The organism is Streptomyces sp. AA4 (assembly GCF_000158875.1).
Classification (GTDB): Bacteria; Actinomycetota; Actinomycetes; order Mycobacteriales; family Pseudonocardiaceae; genus Amycolatopsis.
This window is the reverse complement of the sequence record NZ_GG657746.1, coordinates 5,721,452-5,737,602: the sequence shown is the minus strand read 5'-3', so window position 1 is coordinate 5,737,602 and position 16,151 is coordinate 5,721,452. Positions and strand designations below refer to the sequence as shown.

19 protein-coding genes are annotated in these 16,151 nt (G+C 70.5%); 12 read left to right on the top strand and 7 right to left on the bottom strand.

All coding sequences use genetic code 11. The annotated features are described in order from the left end of the window. Positions 1 to 95: 95 nt before the first annotated feature. A complete protein-coding gene (locus tag SSMG_RS26220; protein WP_286156977.1) occupies positions 96 to 464 on the bottom strand; it encodes an SSI family serine proteinase inhibitor in 369 nt (122 codons plus the stop codon). Positions 465 to 495: 31 nt separating this feature from the next. Continuing rightward, positions 496 to 2,142, bottom strand: a complete 1,647-nt coding sequence (locus tag SSMG_RS26215) for a PucR family transcriptional regulator (protein ID WP_009080978.1) — start codon at positions 2,140 to 2,142, stop codon at positions 496 to 498. 130 nt (positions 2,143 to 2,272) lie between these two features. On the opposite strand from SSMG_RS26215, the gene SSMG_RS26210 reads away from it, so the two are divergent. Continuing rightward, a complete protein-coding gene (locus SSMG_RS26210; RefSeq protein ID WP_009080976.1) occupies positions 2,273 to 3,766 on the top strand; it encodes a CoA-acylating methylmalonate-semialdehyde dehydrogenase in 1,494 nt (497 codons plus the stop codon). Between the two features lie 7 nt (positions 3,767 to 3,773). On the opposite strand, the gene SSMG_RS42630 is transcribed toward SSMG_RS26210, so the two are convergent. From SSMG_RS42630 to SSMG_RS26185, 5 genes are read right to left on the bottom strand one after another with little or no spacing between them, the layout of a single operon-like run. After that, positions 3,774 to 4,286: a hypothetical protein gene (locus SSMG_RS42630; protein ID WP_009080974.1), complete on the bottom strand. Its 513-nt coding sequence runs from the start codon at positions 4,284 to 4,286 to the stop codon at positions 3,774 to 3,776. After that, the gene (locus tag SSMG_RS26200; RefSeq protein ID WP_009080973.1) at positions 4,283 to 4,861 is read right to left on the bottom strand and encodes a hypothetical protein; all 579 of its coding nucleotides are present in this window, start codon (positions 4,859 to 4,861) and stop codon (positions 4,283 to 4,285) included. Before SSMG_RS26200 ends, SSMG_RS42630 begins: the two co-directional genes overlap by 4 nt. Next, the gene (locus tag SSMG_RS26195) at positions 4,858 to 6,090 is read right to left on the bottom strand and encodes a hypothetical protein (RefSeq protein ID WP_009080971.1); all 1,233 of its coding nucleotides are present in this window, start codon (positions 6,088 to 6,090) and stop codon (positions 4,858 to 4,860) included. The genes SSMG_RS26200 and SSMG_RS26195 overlap by 4 nt, the downstream gene beginning before the upstream one ends. Further along, entirely contained in the window at positions 6,087 to 6,407 is a 321-nt protein-coding gene (locus SSMG_RS26190) for a type VII secretion target (RefSeq protein ID WP_009080969.1), read from the bottom strand. The genes SSMG_RS26195 and SSMG_RS26190 overlap by 4 nt, the downstream gene beginning before the upstream one ends. Continuing rightward, the gene (locus tag SSMG_RS26185) at positions 6,407 to 6,904 is read right to left on the bottom strand and encodes a YbaB/EbfC family nucleoid-associated protein (RefSeq protein WP_009080968.1); all 498 of its coding nucleotides are present in this window, start codon (positions 6,902 to 6,904) and stop codon (positions 6,407 to 6,409) included. Before SSMG_RS26185 ends, SSMG_RS26190 begins: the two co-directional genes overlap by 1 nt. A gap of 215 nt (positions 6,905 to 7,119) precedes the next feature. Between SSMG_RS26185 and hrcA the strand changes: the two genes are divergently transcribed. The 11 genes from hrcA to SSMG_RS26130 all read left to right on the top strand — a co-directional run bounded on the left by hrcA (position 7,120) and on the right by SSMG_RS26130 (position 16,019). After that, positions 7,120 to 8,151 (top strand): heat-inducible transcriptional repressor HrcA, encoded by a 1,032-nt coding sequence (gene hrcA / locus SSMG_RS26180; RefSeq protein WP_009080966.1) that lies wholly within the window; start codon positions 7,120 to 7,122, stop codon positions 8,149 to 8,151. Positions 8,152 to 8,202: 51 nt separating this feature from the next. Next, positions 8,203 to 9,366, top strand: coding sequence for a molecular chaperone DnaJ (gene dnaJ, locus SSMG_RS26175; protein WP_037714910.1), 1,164 nt, complete (start codon positions 8,203 to 8,205; stop codon positions 9,364 to 9,366). 2 nt (positions 9,367 to 9,368) lie between these two features. Next, positions 9,369 to 10,121 (top strand): 16S rRNA (uracil(1498)-N(3))-methyltransferase, encoded by a 753-nt coding sequence (locus SSMG_RS26170; protein ID WP_037714907.1) that lies wholly within the window; start codon positions 9,369 to 9,371, stop codon positions 10,119 to 10,121. Positions 10,122 to 10,538: 417 nt separating this feature from the next. Next, entirely contained in the window at positions 10,539 to 10,916 is a 378-nt protein-coding gene (locus tag SSMG_RS26165) for a histidine triad nucleotide-binding protein (RefSeq protein ID WP_009080962.1), read from the top strand. A gap of 169 nt (positions 10,917 to 11,085) precedes the next feature. Next, positions 11,086 to 12,057, top strand: a complete 972-nt coding sequence (locus SSMG_RS26160; RefSeq protein WP_286157065.1) for a PhoH family protein — start codon at positions 11,086 to 11,088, stop codon at positions 12,055 to 12,057. Then, positions 12,054 to 12,605 carry an rRNA maturation RNase YbeY gene (ybeY, locus tag SSMG_RS26155; protein ID WP_009080958.1) on the top strand — a complete coding sequence of 184 codons (552 nt, stop codon included), beginning with the start codon at positions 12,054 to 12,056 and terminating at the stop codon, positions 12,603 to 12,605. Before SSMG_RS26160 ends, ybeY begins: the two co-directional genes overlap by 4 nt. Before the next feature lie 9 nt (positions 12,606 to 12,614). Further along, complete coding sequence (locus tag SSMG_RS26150; RefSeq protein WP_009080956.1) at positions 12,615 to 13,940, top strand: hemolysin family protein; 1,326 nt, start codon at positions 12,615 to 12,617, stop codon at positions 13,938 to 13,940. Then, entirely contained in the window at positions 13,933 to 14,271 is a 339-nt protein-coding gene (locus tag SSMG_RS26145; RefSeq protein WP_009080954.1) for a hypothetical protein, read from the top strand. The genes SSMG_RS26150 and SSMG_RS26145 overlap by 8 nt, the downstream gene beginning before the upstream one ends. Continuing rightward, positions 14,268 to 15,167, top strand: a complete 900-nt coding sequence (gene era / locus SSMG_RS26140; RefSeq protein WP_009080953.1) for a GTPase Era — start codon at positions 14,268 to 14,270, stop codon at positions 15,165 to 15,167. Before SSMG_RS26145 ends, era begins: the two co-directional genes overlap by 4 nt. 76 nt (positions 15,168 to 15,243) lie before the next feature. Next, on the top strand, positions 15,244 to 15,573 hold the full coding sequence (locus SSMG_RS26135; protein WP_009080951.1) for a CD225/dispanin family protein: 330 nt from the start codon (positions 15,244 to 15,246) through the stop codon (positions 15,571 to 15,573). Continuing rightward, positions 15,570 to 16,019 (top strand): DUF2752 domain-containing protein, encoded by a 450-nt coding sequence (locus SSMG_RS26130; protein ID WP_009080950.1) that lies wholly within the window; start codon positions 15,570 to 15,572, stop codon positions 16,017 to 16,019. Before SSMG_RS26135 ends, SSMG_RS26130 begins: the two co-directional genes overlap by 4 nt. The last annotated feature ends 132 nt before the right edge of the window (positions 16,020 to 16,151 follow it).

Below are 16,151 nucleotides of genomic sequence, written 5' to 3'. Positions count from 1 at the left end.
GCGGAATCGCGACGGAGTCCCACCGAATTGTCCGCCGCGGCAACCGATCCCCGGGGTCGCCGGAACCGATTGCCGCGGTCGCGAGCGGCCGGACGCTAGAGCGCGAACACCCCGTTGGACTGGCTGTCCGCCGCGCATTTGTTCGGGTACGTCGCCCGGTACGTCACCGGCGTGCCGCGCCAGCTGCCCAGCGCCGTGACGTCCACCGGCGAGTAGATCATCGTGCACTTCTGCCGGTGCGGCGCGATGCGGGAGAAATCGCCGTCGACCGCCTTGAGGGTCGCGCAGGCGGTGTCGCGGTGGCGGTGCGTGCCGCCGGTGGGGTCGCAGGTCAGGGTCGCGCTCGTGACGCGCCCGGAGGTCTCGTGCAGGGTCAGCTGCAGCATGGACTCCGGGACGTGCGGCGCGGCCAGGCCGCCGAACCCGAGCAGGGCAGCTGCGACCGGAGCGAAGGAAGAGAACACCATGGGAGGGATATCGGCGCCGCGAACCCGATCACTGTGCTCCTCGTCCGGGTGGGTTTTCCTCGCTCGGACGGGTGGCGGCGCCGAGGTCGTGCGCGAGCAATGCCACGTACAGCGACAACATCGACTCCGGATCTTCCAATCGCACTCCCAGCACCTGTTCGATCCGGGCGAGCTGCTGGTAGTACGCCGTCCGCGAAGTGTGGGCGGCGACGGCCGCGGCGGACTTGTTGCCGCCGTGTGCGCAGTAGTGCCGCAAGGCCGGGACGAGGCGACTGCCGGAGGCGGCGTCGCGTTCCAACAGCGGGCCTAATTCTCGAGCGGCGAAGGCGTGTACGCGCTCGTCGTCGGCGAGAAGGTGCAGCAGGCCGCGTAGCCGAACATCTTTGAGACGGTGCAACGGCTGTCCGTCGTCCTCGTCGAGAGCAGCGGCAGCGACATGTGCTGCTTCGACCAAAGTACGGTGCGCTTCAGCGGGGCCTGTGACAGTCGTGCCGACGCCAAGCGCGGCTGGCGCGGATGTGCGCGCGTCGTGGATGTCGGTGGCTAAGCGCTCGAGTACGGCGTCGGCGTTGGCTTCCGGCGAGAGCGCGAGAAGCGCGCGTACGGCGGTTTCGTCGGTCGAGACCAGCGCGGACACCTTCGCGCGTCGCGTCGCGAGCGCGGTCGCTTCGGCCAGTTCGCGCAGCAGCGGCGGCGTGGACAGCGTTGGCCGCGCCGTGGCGGTAATACGCGGCCGTACCGCGAGGCCGACCAACTGTCGTCCGGTCAACGGCACGGCGAGCGCGGAAGAGCGCGCGAGGATTTCCGCGGTCGGCGCGGGCGAATTCAGCAGTTCGGTCAACACCGCGCGGTGTGCTTGCCGTTCGAGAGTGTCGGAGTCGCGCGCGACGAGACGGTGCACCGCGAGCGCGGACGCAGCCCGTTCGGCGACCACCTGATACCGATGCGGCGGCGGTTCGGCGCACACCAGCACCAGCCGTCCCCAGTCGTGCCCACGCGCGCCGACGACGGTGACCAGCCAGCCCGCTGCCGAGTGGTACCCGGTGCGCTCGCCGACCTGCACCACCCGCGACCGCGCTGGCCAGCCGATCAGCAGCTCGCCCGGATCCGTGCCTGCCGTGTCGTAGGCGAGGACTTCGTGTTCCAGCGTTTCCAGCACGACCGGCTGTTCGGTCAGCCGCGCCACCTCGGCCAGCACCGCGGATGGCTCGGCACCGGCGACGGTCAGCGACGTGAACGTTTCGTGCACCCGTTCCGCCGCCCGGAGCTCGGCGAGCTGCGCGTCCACGATCATTCCGTTCACTGCCTCGGTCACCGCGACATAGCGCGTCTCGCGGGACAGCGTCACCAGCGGCAGCCCGCGTTGCTCGGCCGCCGTAACGAGGGCGCGCGGCAGCCGGTCGTTCCAGTGCCGCACCAGCTCGACCACCAGACCCGCGACGCCCACCTCAGCGAGATCGGCGACGTACCGGGTCAGCGCCGCGTCGTCGTCCGGGAGTGCGACGCCGGTGGTGAGCACCAGTTCCCCGCCGCGCAGCAGGTGCGCGATGTCGGCGACCTCGGCCGCGTGCGCCCAGCGCACCCGCCGTTCGAGCCCGGTGCTGCCCGCGACCACGCGCGGGCACCCCTGGCGCAGCACCGGCAACGCGAGCGCCTCGGCGACGGTCGGGTACATCGGTCCCCCTTGCTGGCCGGCAGGGCACAGACTGTACGGCGGAGAGGGGTAGTCCGTACACGTTGTCGATGGCGGAGGCGGGCGCCTCGCCCGGAGACTCGTGGACACCCGACCGGAAGGAGCGGACGTCGTGACCGACCGCATCAGCCATTGGATCGACGGCAAGCCGGTCGTCGGCTCCGGACGCACCGGCGACGTGTACGACCCGGCCACCGGCCAGGTCAGCGCGCAGGTGGACTTCGCCGGACCGGCCGAGGTGGACCAGGCCGTGGCCGCCGCGGCCGCCGCGCTGCCGGGCTGGCGGGGCACGTCGCTCGCCGGGCGCACGCGCGTGCTGTTCGCCTTCCGCGAGCTGCTTCAGGCGCGCAAGGACGAGCTGGCGAAGATCGTGACGAGCGAGCACGGGAAGGTCGAATCGGACGCCGCGGGCGAGGTCGCGCGCGCGATCGAGAACGTCGAATACGCGTGCGGCGCGGCGCAGCTGCTCAAGGGCGGGTTCAGCGAGAACGCTTCCACGGGCGTCGACGTCTACTCGATCGCGCAGCCGCTGGGCGTGGTCGGCGTGATCTCGCCGTTCAACTTCCCCGCGATGGTGCCGCTCTGGTTCGTGCCGAACGCGCTGGCGTGCGGCAACACCGTCGTGCTCAAGCCGAGCGAGAAGGACCCGTCCGCCGCGTTGTTCATCGCGGAGCTGCTCGCCGAAGCGGGCCTGCCGTCCGGTGCATTCAACGTGCTGCAGGGCGACAAAGTCGCGGTCGACGGGCTTCTCGCGCACCCGGACGTCAAGGCGGTCTCCTTCGTCGGCTCGACCCCGATCGCCCGCTACGTCTACGAAACCGGCACCAACCACGGCAAGCGAGTGCAGGCGCTCGGCGGGGCGAAGAACCACATGGTCGTGCTCCCGGACGCCGACCTCGACCTGGCCGCGGACGCCGCCGTGTCCGCCGGTTTCGGCTCGGCGGGGGAGCGGTGCATGGCGGTTTCGGTGGTGGTCGCCGTCGAGCCGATCGCGGACGAGCTGGTGGCCAAGATCGCCGACCGGATGCGGAAACTGCGCGTCGGGGACGGCCGCAAGCCGTCGTCGGAGATGGGTCCGCTGGTGACCCGGGCGCACCACGAGAGAGTTTCGTCCTATGTGGACACCGGCGTGGCCGAAGGCGCGGAACTCGTGATGGACGGCCGGGGCGTGGAAGCGGACGGCGCGGGCGAGGGATTCTGGCTCGGTCCCACGCTTTTCGACCGCGTGACGCCCAGTATGGCGGTCTACACCGACGAAATCTTCGGGCCGGTGCTGTCCGTCGCGCGCACGACGAGCTTCGACGACGCGCTCGCGCTCATCAACGCCAACCCCTACGGCAACGGAACGGCCATCTTCACCGCCGACGGACGGGCGGCGCGCCGCTTCCAGAACGAGGTGGAAGTGGGCATGGTGGGCGTGAACGTGCCCATCCCGGTCCCGGTCGGCTACTACTCCTTCGGCGGCTGGAAGGACTCCCTGTTCGGCGACACGCACGCCTACGGGCCGGAGGGATTCCACTTCTTCACGCGGACGAAGGTGGTCACGTCCCGCTGGCCGGACACCTCGCACGCCGGGGTGAACCTGGGGTTCCCGAAGAACTCCTGACCCGGGTTCACCACACGCCGTTCTCGCCGACGATGCTCGCCACGGAGCCACTGTTCCCCAGCAAGCACACCGCGACGACCCGCTCAGTCGCCAGCCGCTTGCCTCGATCCGGACTGACGGCGTGGGTGCGGCCGCCCACGCGAAGCTGCCATTTTTCGGTGGTTCCCGGACCTCGCGGCACGTGCTTGAACCCGACCGGATAGTCGTCGGTGATCGGACCGGCGCCGAAATCGTGCGCCGGCCCGGGCACGACCGTCAGCGGCGCGCGGCAGTCGGCGAACTGCCGCCGCCCGAACCGGATCGCCAGTACGAGAATGATCAGGGCGACCGCCACCGCCACCAGCGCGGACGCGGTGAAGCCGGCCTTGACGACCGCGACGACCGCGATCGCCACCTCGATCGCGACGAACACCCAGATCGCCCAGAAGAACCAGCCCAGGACCACCCCGCGCTGGCTCGGGTGCAGCCGCCCGGCGAGATTGGCGGCGGCGACCTCGCCGGGATCGGCCTTCGCGGTCACGCGGCGACCACGTTGACCAGCAACTTGCTGCGCGGGGTGAAGACCGCGCCGTTGGTGCGGCCGCCGAGCACCCGGCTCTTCAGGTCGGGATCGAGCCGATAGCTCTTGCCGTTCACGACGAGGTAGGTGAAGGGGATCCGTTCCGTGATCTCGTACAGGTACATCGGGGGCAGGACGCCGGACGGCCGGTGCTGCACGTGCCCGAAATCGTGCGTCAGGCCCGCCACCACGTCGACCTTGCCCCCGCGCCAGTCCGCCAGCCGCCGCCGGATCGCGCGCCCGGGATACACCGCGAGGACGAGCCACACCAGCGACATCACGAACAAGGGCGCGTTCTGCGACCAGTACGAGGTCAGCGGCTTGTGCAAGAAGGCGGCGAGGTCGTTGGACGTCCGGATCTCCGAGGGGCTCATGCCGATCTTGATCGGCGTCAGGACCGCCAGCGCGATGAGGACGAGAAGCACCACGACGAGCGTCCAGAAGTTGCCGTCCAGCACCATCCGCCGCTGGGACGGATGCAGTTTGCCTTCGCGGTTGGCCTGGTCCGCGGCTGCCTGCACCGCTTGCTCGGTCACTCGCCGGAGCCGCCCTTCGCCTCTTCGGCCTCGCGTTCCTTCTTGGCGGCTTCGGAAGCTTCCGAGTACCGGTCGTACTGTTCGTTCTCCTGCCGCCGGGTCTCGGCGCCGACGCCGACCGTGTCGGCGGGGCTCCACTTCGGCAAGCCGCCCTCAGCTTCCCTCCAGGCCTTCGGGCTGAGCACCTTGCGGCCGTCCTCCGAGTAGGTTTCGCCCCAGTCGTCGACCCGTTTCTTCCAAGTGTCGTTCAGCGGGGACTGCACCTTGTCCTTGGCCGCGTCCTTCCAGCCGTCGGCCTTGGCCGCGGCGGACTCGGCCTTGCCCGCGTCCTTCAGCTCCCCGGCCTTCTTCTCCAGGTTCACGGCGACGTCGACGCTCTTGTCGGTGATCTTGCCCGCGGCCTTGCCAGCCTTGCGCAACGCGTTCGCGGCCTGCTCGATGGCGGCTTTCGACTTGCCCGCGCTCTCCGCGAGCTTGTCGAGCTTCTCCACGACCTTCGCGATCCGGGTGCCGATCTTCTCCGCCAGGATCCCGCCTTCGACGACGGTGTCGGCGATGAACGCGGCCACCGTGCCGCCGAACGTGCACCACGACGACGCCAGCGCGGCAAGGCCCTTGACGATCAACTCGCCCACGAACGACGAGATCATGTCGCGGATCAGCCCGCGCTCGGTGCCGACCAGGGCGCCGGCGACGTTCATCGCGGTGGACGCGCCGTTGGCCTGCCCGGCCGCGTTGCGGAGCTTGTCCGCGTACTCCTTCGCGCGGCCCTGGTAGGCCTGGCCGCCCTGGCCCTGGAAGTTCGGTGCCACCTTGCTCGCGGCCTGCTCGTACTGGTCCGCGCTCTCGGTCAGCTGCTTCGAGATGTTCGACCAGGTCACGGCCTTGGCGGTGACCGCTTCCGGGTTGCCCGCGAGCTGGTCGAGACCCTCCTTGAGGAAGCTGATGTGCTCGATCAGCCAGCCGACGCCCGCGCTGGCCAGGCTGCCGAGCGGGTCCATCGCCACGCCGAGCAGGTCGAGACCGTCGGTGACGACGTCCACGCCGAAGTTGCCCCAGTCGCCGTTCCGAAAGTCGGTGAGCGTCGCGGCGCCGTCGTTGACGATTCCCGCGCCGGAGGTCTGGGCGTTGAGGTTGTCCAGTTCGTTCGAGGACGACCCCATGTTCGTGGTCGGCCCGCTCGGCGATTCCGATTTCGCGACCAGCGGGTTTGCCTTCGTCTCGGTCATTCCGGCAGCTCCTTGCCGAGGCCGTTGATGTGGCCGACAGTCTGTTGCTCGTGCGCGTCGTAGTGGTCGTGGGCCTGTTGCAGCAGGTTCGCGATCTCGTCGCCTTCGCCTCCCAGGTCCTTCACGAACGAGGTCGCGCTCGACATCCACAGCTGCAGCGGCATCGCGAACACCTGGCCGACGATGCCGAACGCGTCGTCGCCGAACGACTGGCCGGAGTCGGTGGCCTGCGCCGCGGTGTGCACGCCCGCCGCGATGTTCTCGACCTCGCTCTTGTGCTCGCGCAGCGACGGAAGGTCGACGTGAGGTCCGGTCATCAGTTCCTCCCCAGGATCGAGCCGCCGCCGTAGTAGTCGTCGTCCTCCGTCGGGTCCGGCGCCGGGCGGGCGGGGCGCGCGGGCCGGGCAGGCGGGGCGGGAGGGGCCGAATCTTCCTGCGCGTCGAAGAATTGCGGCTGCGGCGGGGCGGGAGGGGCCGGTTCCTCCGGGATTTCCGGCTCCGGGATCTGTTCTTCGAGGAATTTCATCGCGTCGCTGTGCTCGCCGATCACCGGAGCCATGATCGCGGTCAGCTGCTGTGCCGCCTGGGCTTGGGCGCGCCGGGCGGTGGCCAGCACGGCGGCCGCCAGGGCGGCGCGCGGCATCTCGTCCGCGCGGGGGCCGAACTGGAGTTCCTGCAGCGCACCGGCGGTGTTGACGGTCGCGGTGACCGCGCCGTCCTGGCTCGTCGCGGTCGCCGACACGTGCTTCAGCCGTTCCTGGGCCTCCGCGGCCCGCTGCCGGATTTCGGCGATTTCGGGAGAAAGTGCGTTCATGTCGGCCACTGCTTTCGGCTGGAGCGGTTCATGGTCTTTCCGAGGCAGAAAACCCGGTTCCGGTTCCCGCTGCAAGCGAAGATCCCAGTTGCCCGGTTCGTCGCTATTAAAAATCGTTTCCCTCCCCTTTACCCGGAGGCGGCGGGACCGGAGGGCGCGCCGGGCACTCCCGGGTCCGTAAACTCGTTGTGAGTAGCAGGAGGACCGCGAAGGAGGTGCCGGTGGCGAACACGGACGAGCGTCGCTTCGAGGTGCTGCGCGCGATCGTCGCCGACTACGTCGCCAATCAGGAGCCAGTCGGGTCGAAGACGATCGTCGAGCGGCACAACCTCGGCGTTTCCAGCGCCACCGTGCGCAACGACATGGCCGCGCTGGAGGAAGAGGGCTACATTGCCCAGCCGCACACCAGCGCCGGCCGGATCCCGACCGACAAGGGGTACCGGCTGTTCGTCGACCGGCTTTCGGAGATCAAGCCGCTGTCGGCGGCCGAGCGCCGAGCGATCACCAGCTTCCTCGACTCCGGGACCGACCTCGACGACGTGCTGCGCCGGTCGGTGCGGTTGCTCGCGCAGCTCACCCGCCAGGTCGCGGTGGTGCAGTACCCGATGCTCACCAACACCGTCGCCCGGCACCTCGAGGTGGTCCCGCTCACGCCCGCGCGGCTGATGCTCGTGCTGATCACCGACTCCGGCCGGGTCGACCAGCGCACGGTCGACCTCGGCGACGTGGTCACCGAGGAGACCGTGCTGCGGCTGCGCACCGTGCTCAACGGCGCGCTCGCCGGGCGGCGGCTGGCCGACGCGGCGGCCAACGTGGCCGAACTGCCCGAGGCCGCCCCGCCGGACCTGCGCGACCACCTCACCCGGATCTGCACCACACTGGTCGAATCGCTGGTCGAGCACCCGGAGGAGCGGATCGTGCTCGGCGGCACCGGCAACCTCACCCGCAACGTCGCGGACTTCCCCGGGTCGCTGCGCCAGGTGCTCGAAGCGCTCGAGGAACAGGTGGTGGTCCTGAAGCTGCTCGCGGCGGCCCGCAACCCCGGTGCGGTCACCGTGCTCATCGGCGAGGAAAATGAGGACGAGCAGATGCGCAGCACCTCGGTCGTGTCGATCGGCTACGGCCGGGACGACATGCTGCTCGGGGGAATGGGCGTCGTCGGGCCGACCAGGATGGACTACCCGGGAACGATCGCGGCGGTCCGCGCGGTCGCCAACTACGTGGGGCAGATCCTGTCCGGCCGCTGACCGGCGGCGGGCCGGGGACGCGGCGGAACACGAAGGAGAAGGCAGAGCAACGTGGCGAGGGACTACTACGGGATCCTCGGGGTGGCCAAGAACGCGAGCGATCAGGAGATCAAGCGCGCGTACCGCAAGCTGGCCCGCGAGCTCCACCCCGACGTGAACCCGTCGGAGGACGCCCAGCACCGCTTCGGCGAGGTGACCACCGCGTACGAGGTGCTCTCCGACCCGCAGAAGCGCAAGATCGTCGACCTCGGCGGCGACCCGATGGACCCGGGCGGCCGCGGCGGCGGGGGCGGCGACCCGTTCGCCGGCTTCGGCGGGCTCGGCGACATCATGGACGCCTTCTTCGGAGCGGCCGGCGGGGGCGGCGGACGGGGCCGCGGGCCGCGCAGCCGCGTGCAGCCCGGCTCCGACGCGCTGATCCGGCTCGGTCTCACGCTCGAGGAGTGCGCGACCGGCGTCGACCGCGAGATCACCGTCGACACCGCGATCGTCTGCGACCTGTGCCGCGGCGCGGGCACCGCCGAGGGCACGACCACCAAGACCTGCGACACCTGCGGCGGGGCCGGCGAGGTCCAGTCCGTGCAGCGGTCGTTCCTCGGCCAGGTCGTCACCGCGCGCCCGTGCCCGGTCTGCCGCGGCTTCGGCGAGGTCATCCCCGACCCGTGCCGCCAGTGCGGCGGCGACGGCCGGATCCGGTCGCGGCGCGGCGTCACCGCGAAGATCCCGCCCGGCGTCGGCGACGGCATGCGGATCCGGCTGTCCGGACAGGGCGAGGTCGGCCCCGGCGGCGGCCCGGCGGGCGACCTCTACGTCGAGATCGACGAGGCCCCGCACGAGGTGTTCGTCCGCGAGGGCAACGACCTGCACTGCAACTTCCGCATCCCGATGACCACCGCGGCGCTCGGCGCGACGGTCCCGATCGCCACCCTGGTCGACGGCGACTACGAACTCGACATCGAGCCCGGCACCCAGCCCAACACCGAACTGGTGCTCACCGGCAAGGGCATGCCGCGGCTGCGCTCGTCCGGCCGCGTCGACGGCCGCGGCGACCTGCACGTGCACATCGACGTCGTGGTCCCGACCAAACTCGACGAGGCCCAGCGCGACCTGCTCGTCGACCTGGCCCAGCAGCGCGGGGAAGAAGTCCCGACGCTCGCCGCCAACGGCAGCAAGCACGGCGGCCTGTTCTCCAAGCTCCGCGCGAAGAACCGCTGACTGTGCCGGACACCACACTGCCGGTCTTCCTCGCCCCGGCGGTGCCCGCCGAAGGACGGGCGCTGCTCGACGGCGAGGAAGCCCGGCACGCGGCCACCGTGCGCCGGCTGCGCGTGGGGGAGCAGCTCGTGCTCTCCGACGGCGCCGGCGCGATGGCCCGCTGCGCCGTGGACGCCGTCGAAGCGGGCCGGGCGGCCTCGGTCACCCTCACCGTTCTCGAGCGCTGGCAAGAAGAACCGCCCGCGCTGCGCGTCCACGTCGCCCAGGCGCTCGCCAAAGGCGACCGCGGCGAACTGGCCGTCGAACTGGCCACCGAAGCCGGCGCCGACGCGATCGTGCCCTGGCGCGCCGCCCGCAGCGTCGCCCGCTGGGACGACGGACCCCGCGGCGAGAAAGCCCTCGCCCGCTGGCGCGCCACCGCCCGCTCGGCCGCGAAACAAGCCCGCCGCGCCCACGTGCCCGCCGTCGCCGAACCCGTCGGCACCCGCGAACTCGCGCAGCTGGCCGCCACGATGTCCGCGACGCTCGTCCTCGAATCCGGCGTCGCCAGCAAACTCGCCGACCTCGCGCTGCCCGACGGCGGCGACCTCCTCCTCGTCGTCGGCCCCGAAGGCGGCATCACCGACGAGGAACTCGCGCTCCTCGAAGAATCCGGAGCCACGACGGTCCGCCTCGGCCCGACCGTCCTCCGCACCTCCACGGCGGCCGCCGTTGCACTAGGCGCACTGGGCGTCCTCACCGGCCGCTGGCACTGACCGCGAACACCCCCGCAAAACCCGGAAAACCCGGCAGAACCCCTAAAGATCCGCACCAGGTGATGGCGCGCCGCACCCCCGCCAGCTACTCTGCTTCGCAACATGCGAACCCCAGGGTTTCAGCCCGCCCCCCGGCGGGCATTACCCTCGAGTACGCGAACCCATGCCCCGCCGGGCACCTCCCCCCTCGGTCCGGCGGAGCCGCGGCGGCGGTGGAGCGACCCCCAGGCTCCACCGCGCCGCGGCGTCTTCGTATCGCCTGGCGGCGATACTTCGCCTCCGCGGTTCCCGCCATTGCTCCCGGGGGGCCGAGCCCCCCGGACCCCCACGGTGCGGTGGTTGCCTTCCGTGCGTCTCTCGCGTTGGTGCGCGGTGGTTGCGTGTGGTGTGGTGGTGCCTCTTTGTAGGGTGGGGTTTATGAGCGATGCGGGTGCTGCTGAGACGTTGTTCGAGCGGATCATTGCTGGGGAGATTCCGGCGGACGTGGTGTACCAGGACGACGCCACGTTCGCGTTCCGCGACATCAATCCGCAGGCGCGGGTGCACGTGCTCGTGGTGCCTCGGAAGAGGTATCGGAACGTGGGGGAGCTGGCCGAGGCGGATCCCGAGTTGTTGTCCCGGGTGTTGCTGACGGCGCGGAAGGTTGCGGAGCTCGAGGGGATCTCCGGCAGCGGGTATCGGGTGGTGTTCAACACTGACGCCGACGCCGGGCAGACGGTGTTTCATGTGCATGCCCACGTGCTCGGCGGGGAGCAGCTGGGGTTGTTCGGGCGGCCGCAGGCCGGAGTGCACTGAAACCGGGCTGCGGGGCGGGGAGCAGGGCAAGTAGCATTCGAAGAGTCCCTGTACGTCGACTTGCGAAGTGCGCAGAAAGCAGGACCGAGGCCACGTGGCCGGAACTGAGACGGGTGGAGCCGCCCGACCTGACAATCGGGTATCGGCCGAGGCACAGGTTCGATTCCCGATCCCGGAGGCGGCTCAGCTGAGCCTGCTGGGGTCGCGCGACGAGAATTTGCGGGTGGCCGAGGAGCTGCTGGCGGCGGACGTGCACGTGCGCGGCAACGAGGTCACGTTGACCGGATCCGCGGCCGACGTGGCGTTCGCGGAGCGGGTTTTCACCGAGCTGGTGCAGCTCGCCGGCGGCGGGCAGCAGGTCGGGCCGGACACGGTTCGGCGGACTGTGGGGATGCTGTCCAGCGGCGACGCGTCGCCCGCCGAGGTGCTGAGCCTCAACATCGTGTCGCGCCGGGGCAAGACCATCCGGCCCAAGACGCTGAACCAGAAGCGGTACGTCGACGCGATCGACAAGCACACGATCGTCTTCGGCATCGGGCCCGCGGGCACGGGCAAGACGTATCTCGCGATGGCGAAAGCCGTGCAGGCGTTGCAGGCCAAGCAGGTCACGCGGATCGTGCTGACCCGGCCGGCGGTCGAGGCGGGGGAGCGGCTCGGATACCTGCCGGGGACGCTGAACGAGAAGATCGACCCGTACCTGCGGCCGCTCTACGACGCGCTGCACGACATGGTCGAGCCGGAGTCGATTCCGCGGCTCATGCAGGCGGGCACGATCGAAATCGCACCGCTGGCCTACATGCGCGGGCGAACCCTCAATGACGCCTTCATCATCCTCGACGAGGCGCAGAACACCACGCCCGAGCAGATGAAGATGTTCCTCACCCGCCTCGGGTTCGGCGCCAAGATCGTCGTCACCGGCGACATCACCCAGATCGACCTCCCCGGCGGCCAGCGCAGCGGGCTCCGCGTCGTGCGGGACATCCTCGGCGGCGTCGAGGACCTGCACTTCGCCGAACTCACCAGCCAGGACGTCGTCCGGCACAAACTGGTCGGCGACATCGTCGACGCGTACGAGAAGTGGCAGGCCGTGCAGGACGCGCAAGAGCAGCAGGCCGGCGGCTGGAAGGGCACCCGCCGATGAGCATCGAGATCGCCAACGAATCCGGCGTCGACGTCGACGAGGCGTCCATCGTCTCCGCCGCGCGCTACACGCTCGAGAAAATGGAGGTCAGCCCGCTCGCCGAGCTGTCCATCCTGTGCGTCACCCTCGAGGTGATGGAAGACCTCCACGAGCGCTGGATGGACCTGCCCGGGCCCACCGACGTGATGGCCTTCCCGATGGACGAACTCGACTCGTCGCGCCGCCCCGACGCGCCCGACTCGTCCCCGGCCCTGCTCGGCGACATCGTGCTGTGCCCGGCGTTCGCCAAGGACCAGGCGAAAACCGCGGGCCACCGGCTGATCGACGAACTGCACCTGCTCACCGTCCACGGCTGCCTGCACCTTCTCGGCTACGACCACGCCGAACCCGCCGAGGAACGCGAGATGTTCGGGCTGCAGAAGCGGATCCTCGGCGAATTCCAGGCCGCGGTCGCCGCCCACCAGGCCCGCGACGCGCAACGCGACGTCGACGACCGCGTCCTCGGCATCGCCGGGCTCGACGCGCCGCCGCCCGGGGAAACGCCCTAGGCTCCGACGATGGGAAACCCCCCGGCACAGGTCGTCGTCGCGGTGACGCTGGTGCTGCTCGCGGGCGTGTTCGCGGCCGCGGACGCCGCGGTCGGCACGGTGTCGCAAGCCCGGGTCGACGGCCTCGTCCGCGCCGGCCGCGTCGGCGCCCGCCAGCTCGCCGCGGTCGTCGCCGAACGCCGCAGGCACATCAACCTGCTGCTCCTGCTCCGGCTCGCCTGCGAACTCACCGCCACGGTCCTGGTCACCGTGTCCTTCGTCGCCTGGTTCGACCGGCTGTGGCTCGCCATCCTGGTGTCCGCGGTCGTCATGGTCGTGGTCAGCTACGTCCTCATCGGCGTCGGCCCGCGCACCATCGGCCGCCAGCACCCCTACCGCGTCGGCACGGCCGTCGCCGGACCGGTCCGCGCCCTCGGCACGGTCCTCGGCCCGCTGTCGCGGCTGCTCATCGTGCTCGGCAACGCGATCACCCCCGGGCGCGGCTTCCGCGAAGGCCCGTTCACCTCCGAGGTCGAACTGCGCGAACTCGTCGACCTCGCCCAGGAACGCGGCGTCGTCGAGGACTCCGAACGCGAGATGATCCACTCGGTGTTCGAACTCGGCGACACCGTCGCCCGCGAGGTCATGGTGCCGCGCACCGAGATCGTCTGGATCGAACGCACCAAAACCGTGCGCCAGGCCCTCGCGCTCGCGCTGCGCACCGGCTTCACCCGCGTCCCGGTGATCGACGATTCGGTGGACGACATCGTCGGCGTGGTCAACATCAAAGACCTCATGCCCGAGTACATGGGCCCGGACGGGCCGAGCACGGTCGTCGACGCGGTGATGAATCCGGCCAGCTTCGTGCCCGACTCCAAACGGCTCGACGAGCTGCTCAAGGAAATGCAGCGCACGCACAACCACATGGCGATCGCGGTGGACGAGTACGGCGGCACCGCCGGCCTGCTCACCATCGAGGACATCCTCGAGGAGATCGTCGGCGAGATCACCGACGAATCCGACGCCGACGAACGCCCCGAAATCGAGGAACTCGAGGACGGTTCGGTCCGCGTGTCGTCCCGGCTCGGCGTCGGCGACCTCGGCGAACTGTTCGGCATCGACCTCGAAGACCACGACGTCGAGACCGTCGGCGGACTGCTCGCCGAGCGACTGGGTAGGGTCCCGCTGCCGGGGGCCGAAGCCGAGGTCGCCGGACTTCGGCTGTTCGCCGAAGGGGGCAAGGACCGCCGCGGCCGCATGCGCATCACGTCCGTGGTCGTCCGGCCGTCGTCGGCGCGCCCGCGCACCCGCCCGCCCCAGCCGCAAGAGCACGACAGGAGAGTCGAACATGCCTGACCTCGACGCCGAGGACCAGAAGCTGGTCACGCTGGCCCGTTCGGCCCGCGCCCGCACCGGCGCGGACGAAGGCGCCGCGGTCCGCGACACCGACGGCCGCACCTACGCCGCGACCACCGTCGACCAGCCGACGTTCAAGCTCACCGCCGTGCAGGCCGCGGTCGCCGCCGCGCTGTCTAGCGGAGCCGAAGGCCTCGAAGCCGCCGCCGTGGTCACCGCCGACGCGCTCGTCGCCGAGGCGTCCGTGCACGCGGTCCGCGACGTCTCCAAGGCCGCGCCGATCATCTTCGCCGACCCGTCCGGCGCCGTGGTCGAGGTGCTTCAGCCGTGACCGAACCGCACCGTTCCGGTTTCGCCTGCTTCGTCGGCCGCCCCAACGCGGGCAAATCGACGCTCACGAACGCGCTCGTCGGCACGAAGGTCGCGATCACCTCCAGCAAACCGCAGACCACGCGGCACGCGATCCGCGGCATCGTGCACCGCGACGACGCGCAGCTGGTGATCATCGACACGCCCGGCCTGCACCGGCCGCGCACGCTGCTCGGCCAGCGGCTCAACGACGTCGTGCACGAGACCTGGTCCGAAGTGGACGTCGTCGGGTTCTGCGTGCCCGCCAACGAGAAAATCGGCCCCGGCGACCGGTTCATCGCCGCCGAGCTGAAAAAGATCGCCCGCCGCCCGCCGGTGATCGGCGTCGTCACCAAGACGGATCTGGTGAAGCCGGAGCAGGTCGCCGAGCAGCTGGTCGCGCTGCAAGAGGTGATGGAGTTCGCCGACCTCGTGCCGGTGTCCGCGGTGGACGGTTTCCAGGTGCAGACAGTCGCCGACCTGCTGGTGCAGCGGCTGCCCGAGGGACCGCAGCTGTACCCGGGCGGCGAGCTCACCGACGAGCCCGAGCAGACCCTCGTCGCCGAGCTGATCCGCGAAGCCGCGCTCGAAGGCGTCCGCGACGAACTGCCGCACTCGATCGCGGTGACCGTCGAGGAAATGCTCCCCCGCGAGGACCGCGACGACCTCATCGACATCCACGCCCTGCTGTACGTGGAACGCCCCAGCCAGAAGGGGATCATCCTCGGGCACAAGGGGGAACGGCTGCGCGAGGTCGGCGCGACCGCGCGCAAGCACATCGAACGGCTGCTGGGCACGAAGGTGTATCTCGACCTGCACATCAAGGTGGCCAAGGACTGGCAGCGGGACCCGAAGCAGCTGCGCCGGCTGGGTTTTTGACCGGTGGTGATCGTGCCCGGCGGCGCGGGCGGGTAGCGTCAGGCCGGACCGCACCCGATTTGTCCAGGGGGACCGCATGACCGGCCCGTATCCGCCGCAGGGCCCGTACCCTCCGTCGTACGGCTACCCGCCGCAGTACCCGCCGCCGCCGGACAGCAACCTGGTGTGGGCGATCCTGGCGACGGTGTTCTGCTGCCTGCCGCTGGGGATCGTCGCGATCGTCAAGGCCAGCCAGGTGAACACGTTGTGGTACCAGGGATACGCGGCCGAAGCGCACCGCGCGGCGGACGAGGCGCGCAAGTGGGCGATGTGGTCGGCGCTCAGCGTCGCCATCCTGATCGGGCTGTACGTGATCGTCGCGATCATCGTGGTGGCGGTCGCCGGCCGAGTGCTCTGGTTCCATTGAGCACCGTCTACACCGGACAGCCGGCGCGCGGAACCCGTGCGGTGGCAAGGGCTCTCGCCGGTCCCGCGGCCGCGGCGGGCGGCATCGGCCTCGCCTGCGTCGCGGTGTGGCTCGGCGACCCGACCACTCCCGGCGGCTGGCTCCCGGTGTGCCCGACGAAGCTGCTTTTCGGGATCGACTGCCCCGGCTGCGGCGGGCTCCGGATGGCCTACAGCGTGCTGCACGGCGATTTTTCCGCCGCACTGCACTACAACGCGGTCGCTTTGGCGTTCACCGCGCTGTTCGCGTGGAGCGGTCTCGTTTGGACGACGGGACGGCTGCGCGGCCGCCCGATGCGGTCCTGGCTGCACTGGCGCTGGACCCCGCTCGTGGTCGCGATGGTGTTCGTCTTGTGGTTCGTGGCGCGCAACCTTCCGTTCGCGCCGTTCACCGGCCTGTCCGTCTGAGTTGGCCGCGTTTTCGCTGTCCCCGGAACCTCTCCGGCGGCCGGCGCGCCCCGCCGGTCACCCAATGCGGAGACCTGCTCGTCCTCGCGCCGCCGAACGAGGTACGCTCCCGCGCACTGGCGTGTCCACAGC

Coding starts and splice junctions, on each gene's coding strand:
- SSMG_RS26195 (WP_009080971.1), bottom strand. CDS start 6,090: ATGACCGAGACGAAGGCAAACCCGCTGGTCGCGAAATCGGAATCGCCG.
- SSMG_RS26185 (WP_009080968.1), bottom strand. CDS start 6,904: ATGAACGCACTTTCTCCCGAAATCGCCGAAATCCGGCAGCGGGCCGCG.
- SSMG_RS26190 (WP_009080969.1), bottom strand. CDS start 6,407: ATGACCGGACCTCACGTCGACCTTCCGTCGCTGCGCGAGCACAAGAGC.
- SSMG_RS26150 (WP_009080956.1), top strand. CDS start 12,615: ATGGGAAACCCCCCGGCACAGGTCGTCGTCGCGGTGACGCTGGTGCTG.
- SSMG_RS26145 (WP_009080954.1), top strand. CDS start 13,933: ATGCCTGACCTCGACGCCGAGGACCAGAAGCTGGTCACGCTGGCCCGT.
- SSMG_RS26215 (WP_009080978.1), bottom strand. CDS start 2,142: ATGTACCCGACCGTCGCCGAGGCGCTCGCGTTGCCGGTGCTGCGCCAG.
- SSMG_RS26135 (WP_009080951.1), top strand. CDS start 15,244: ATGACCGGCCCGTATCCGCCGCAGGGCCCGTACCCTCCGTCGTACGGC.
- ybeY (WP_009080958.1), top strand. CDS start 12,054: ATGAGCATCGAGATCGCCAACGAATCCGGCGTCGACGTCGACGAGGCG.
- SSMG_RS26165 (WP_009080962.1), top strand. CDS start 10,539: ATGAGCGATGCGGGTGCTGCTGAGACGTTGTTCGAGCGGATCATTGCT.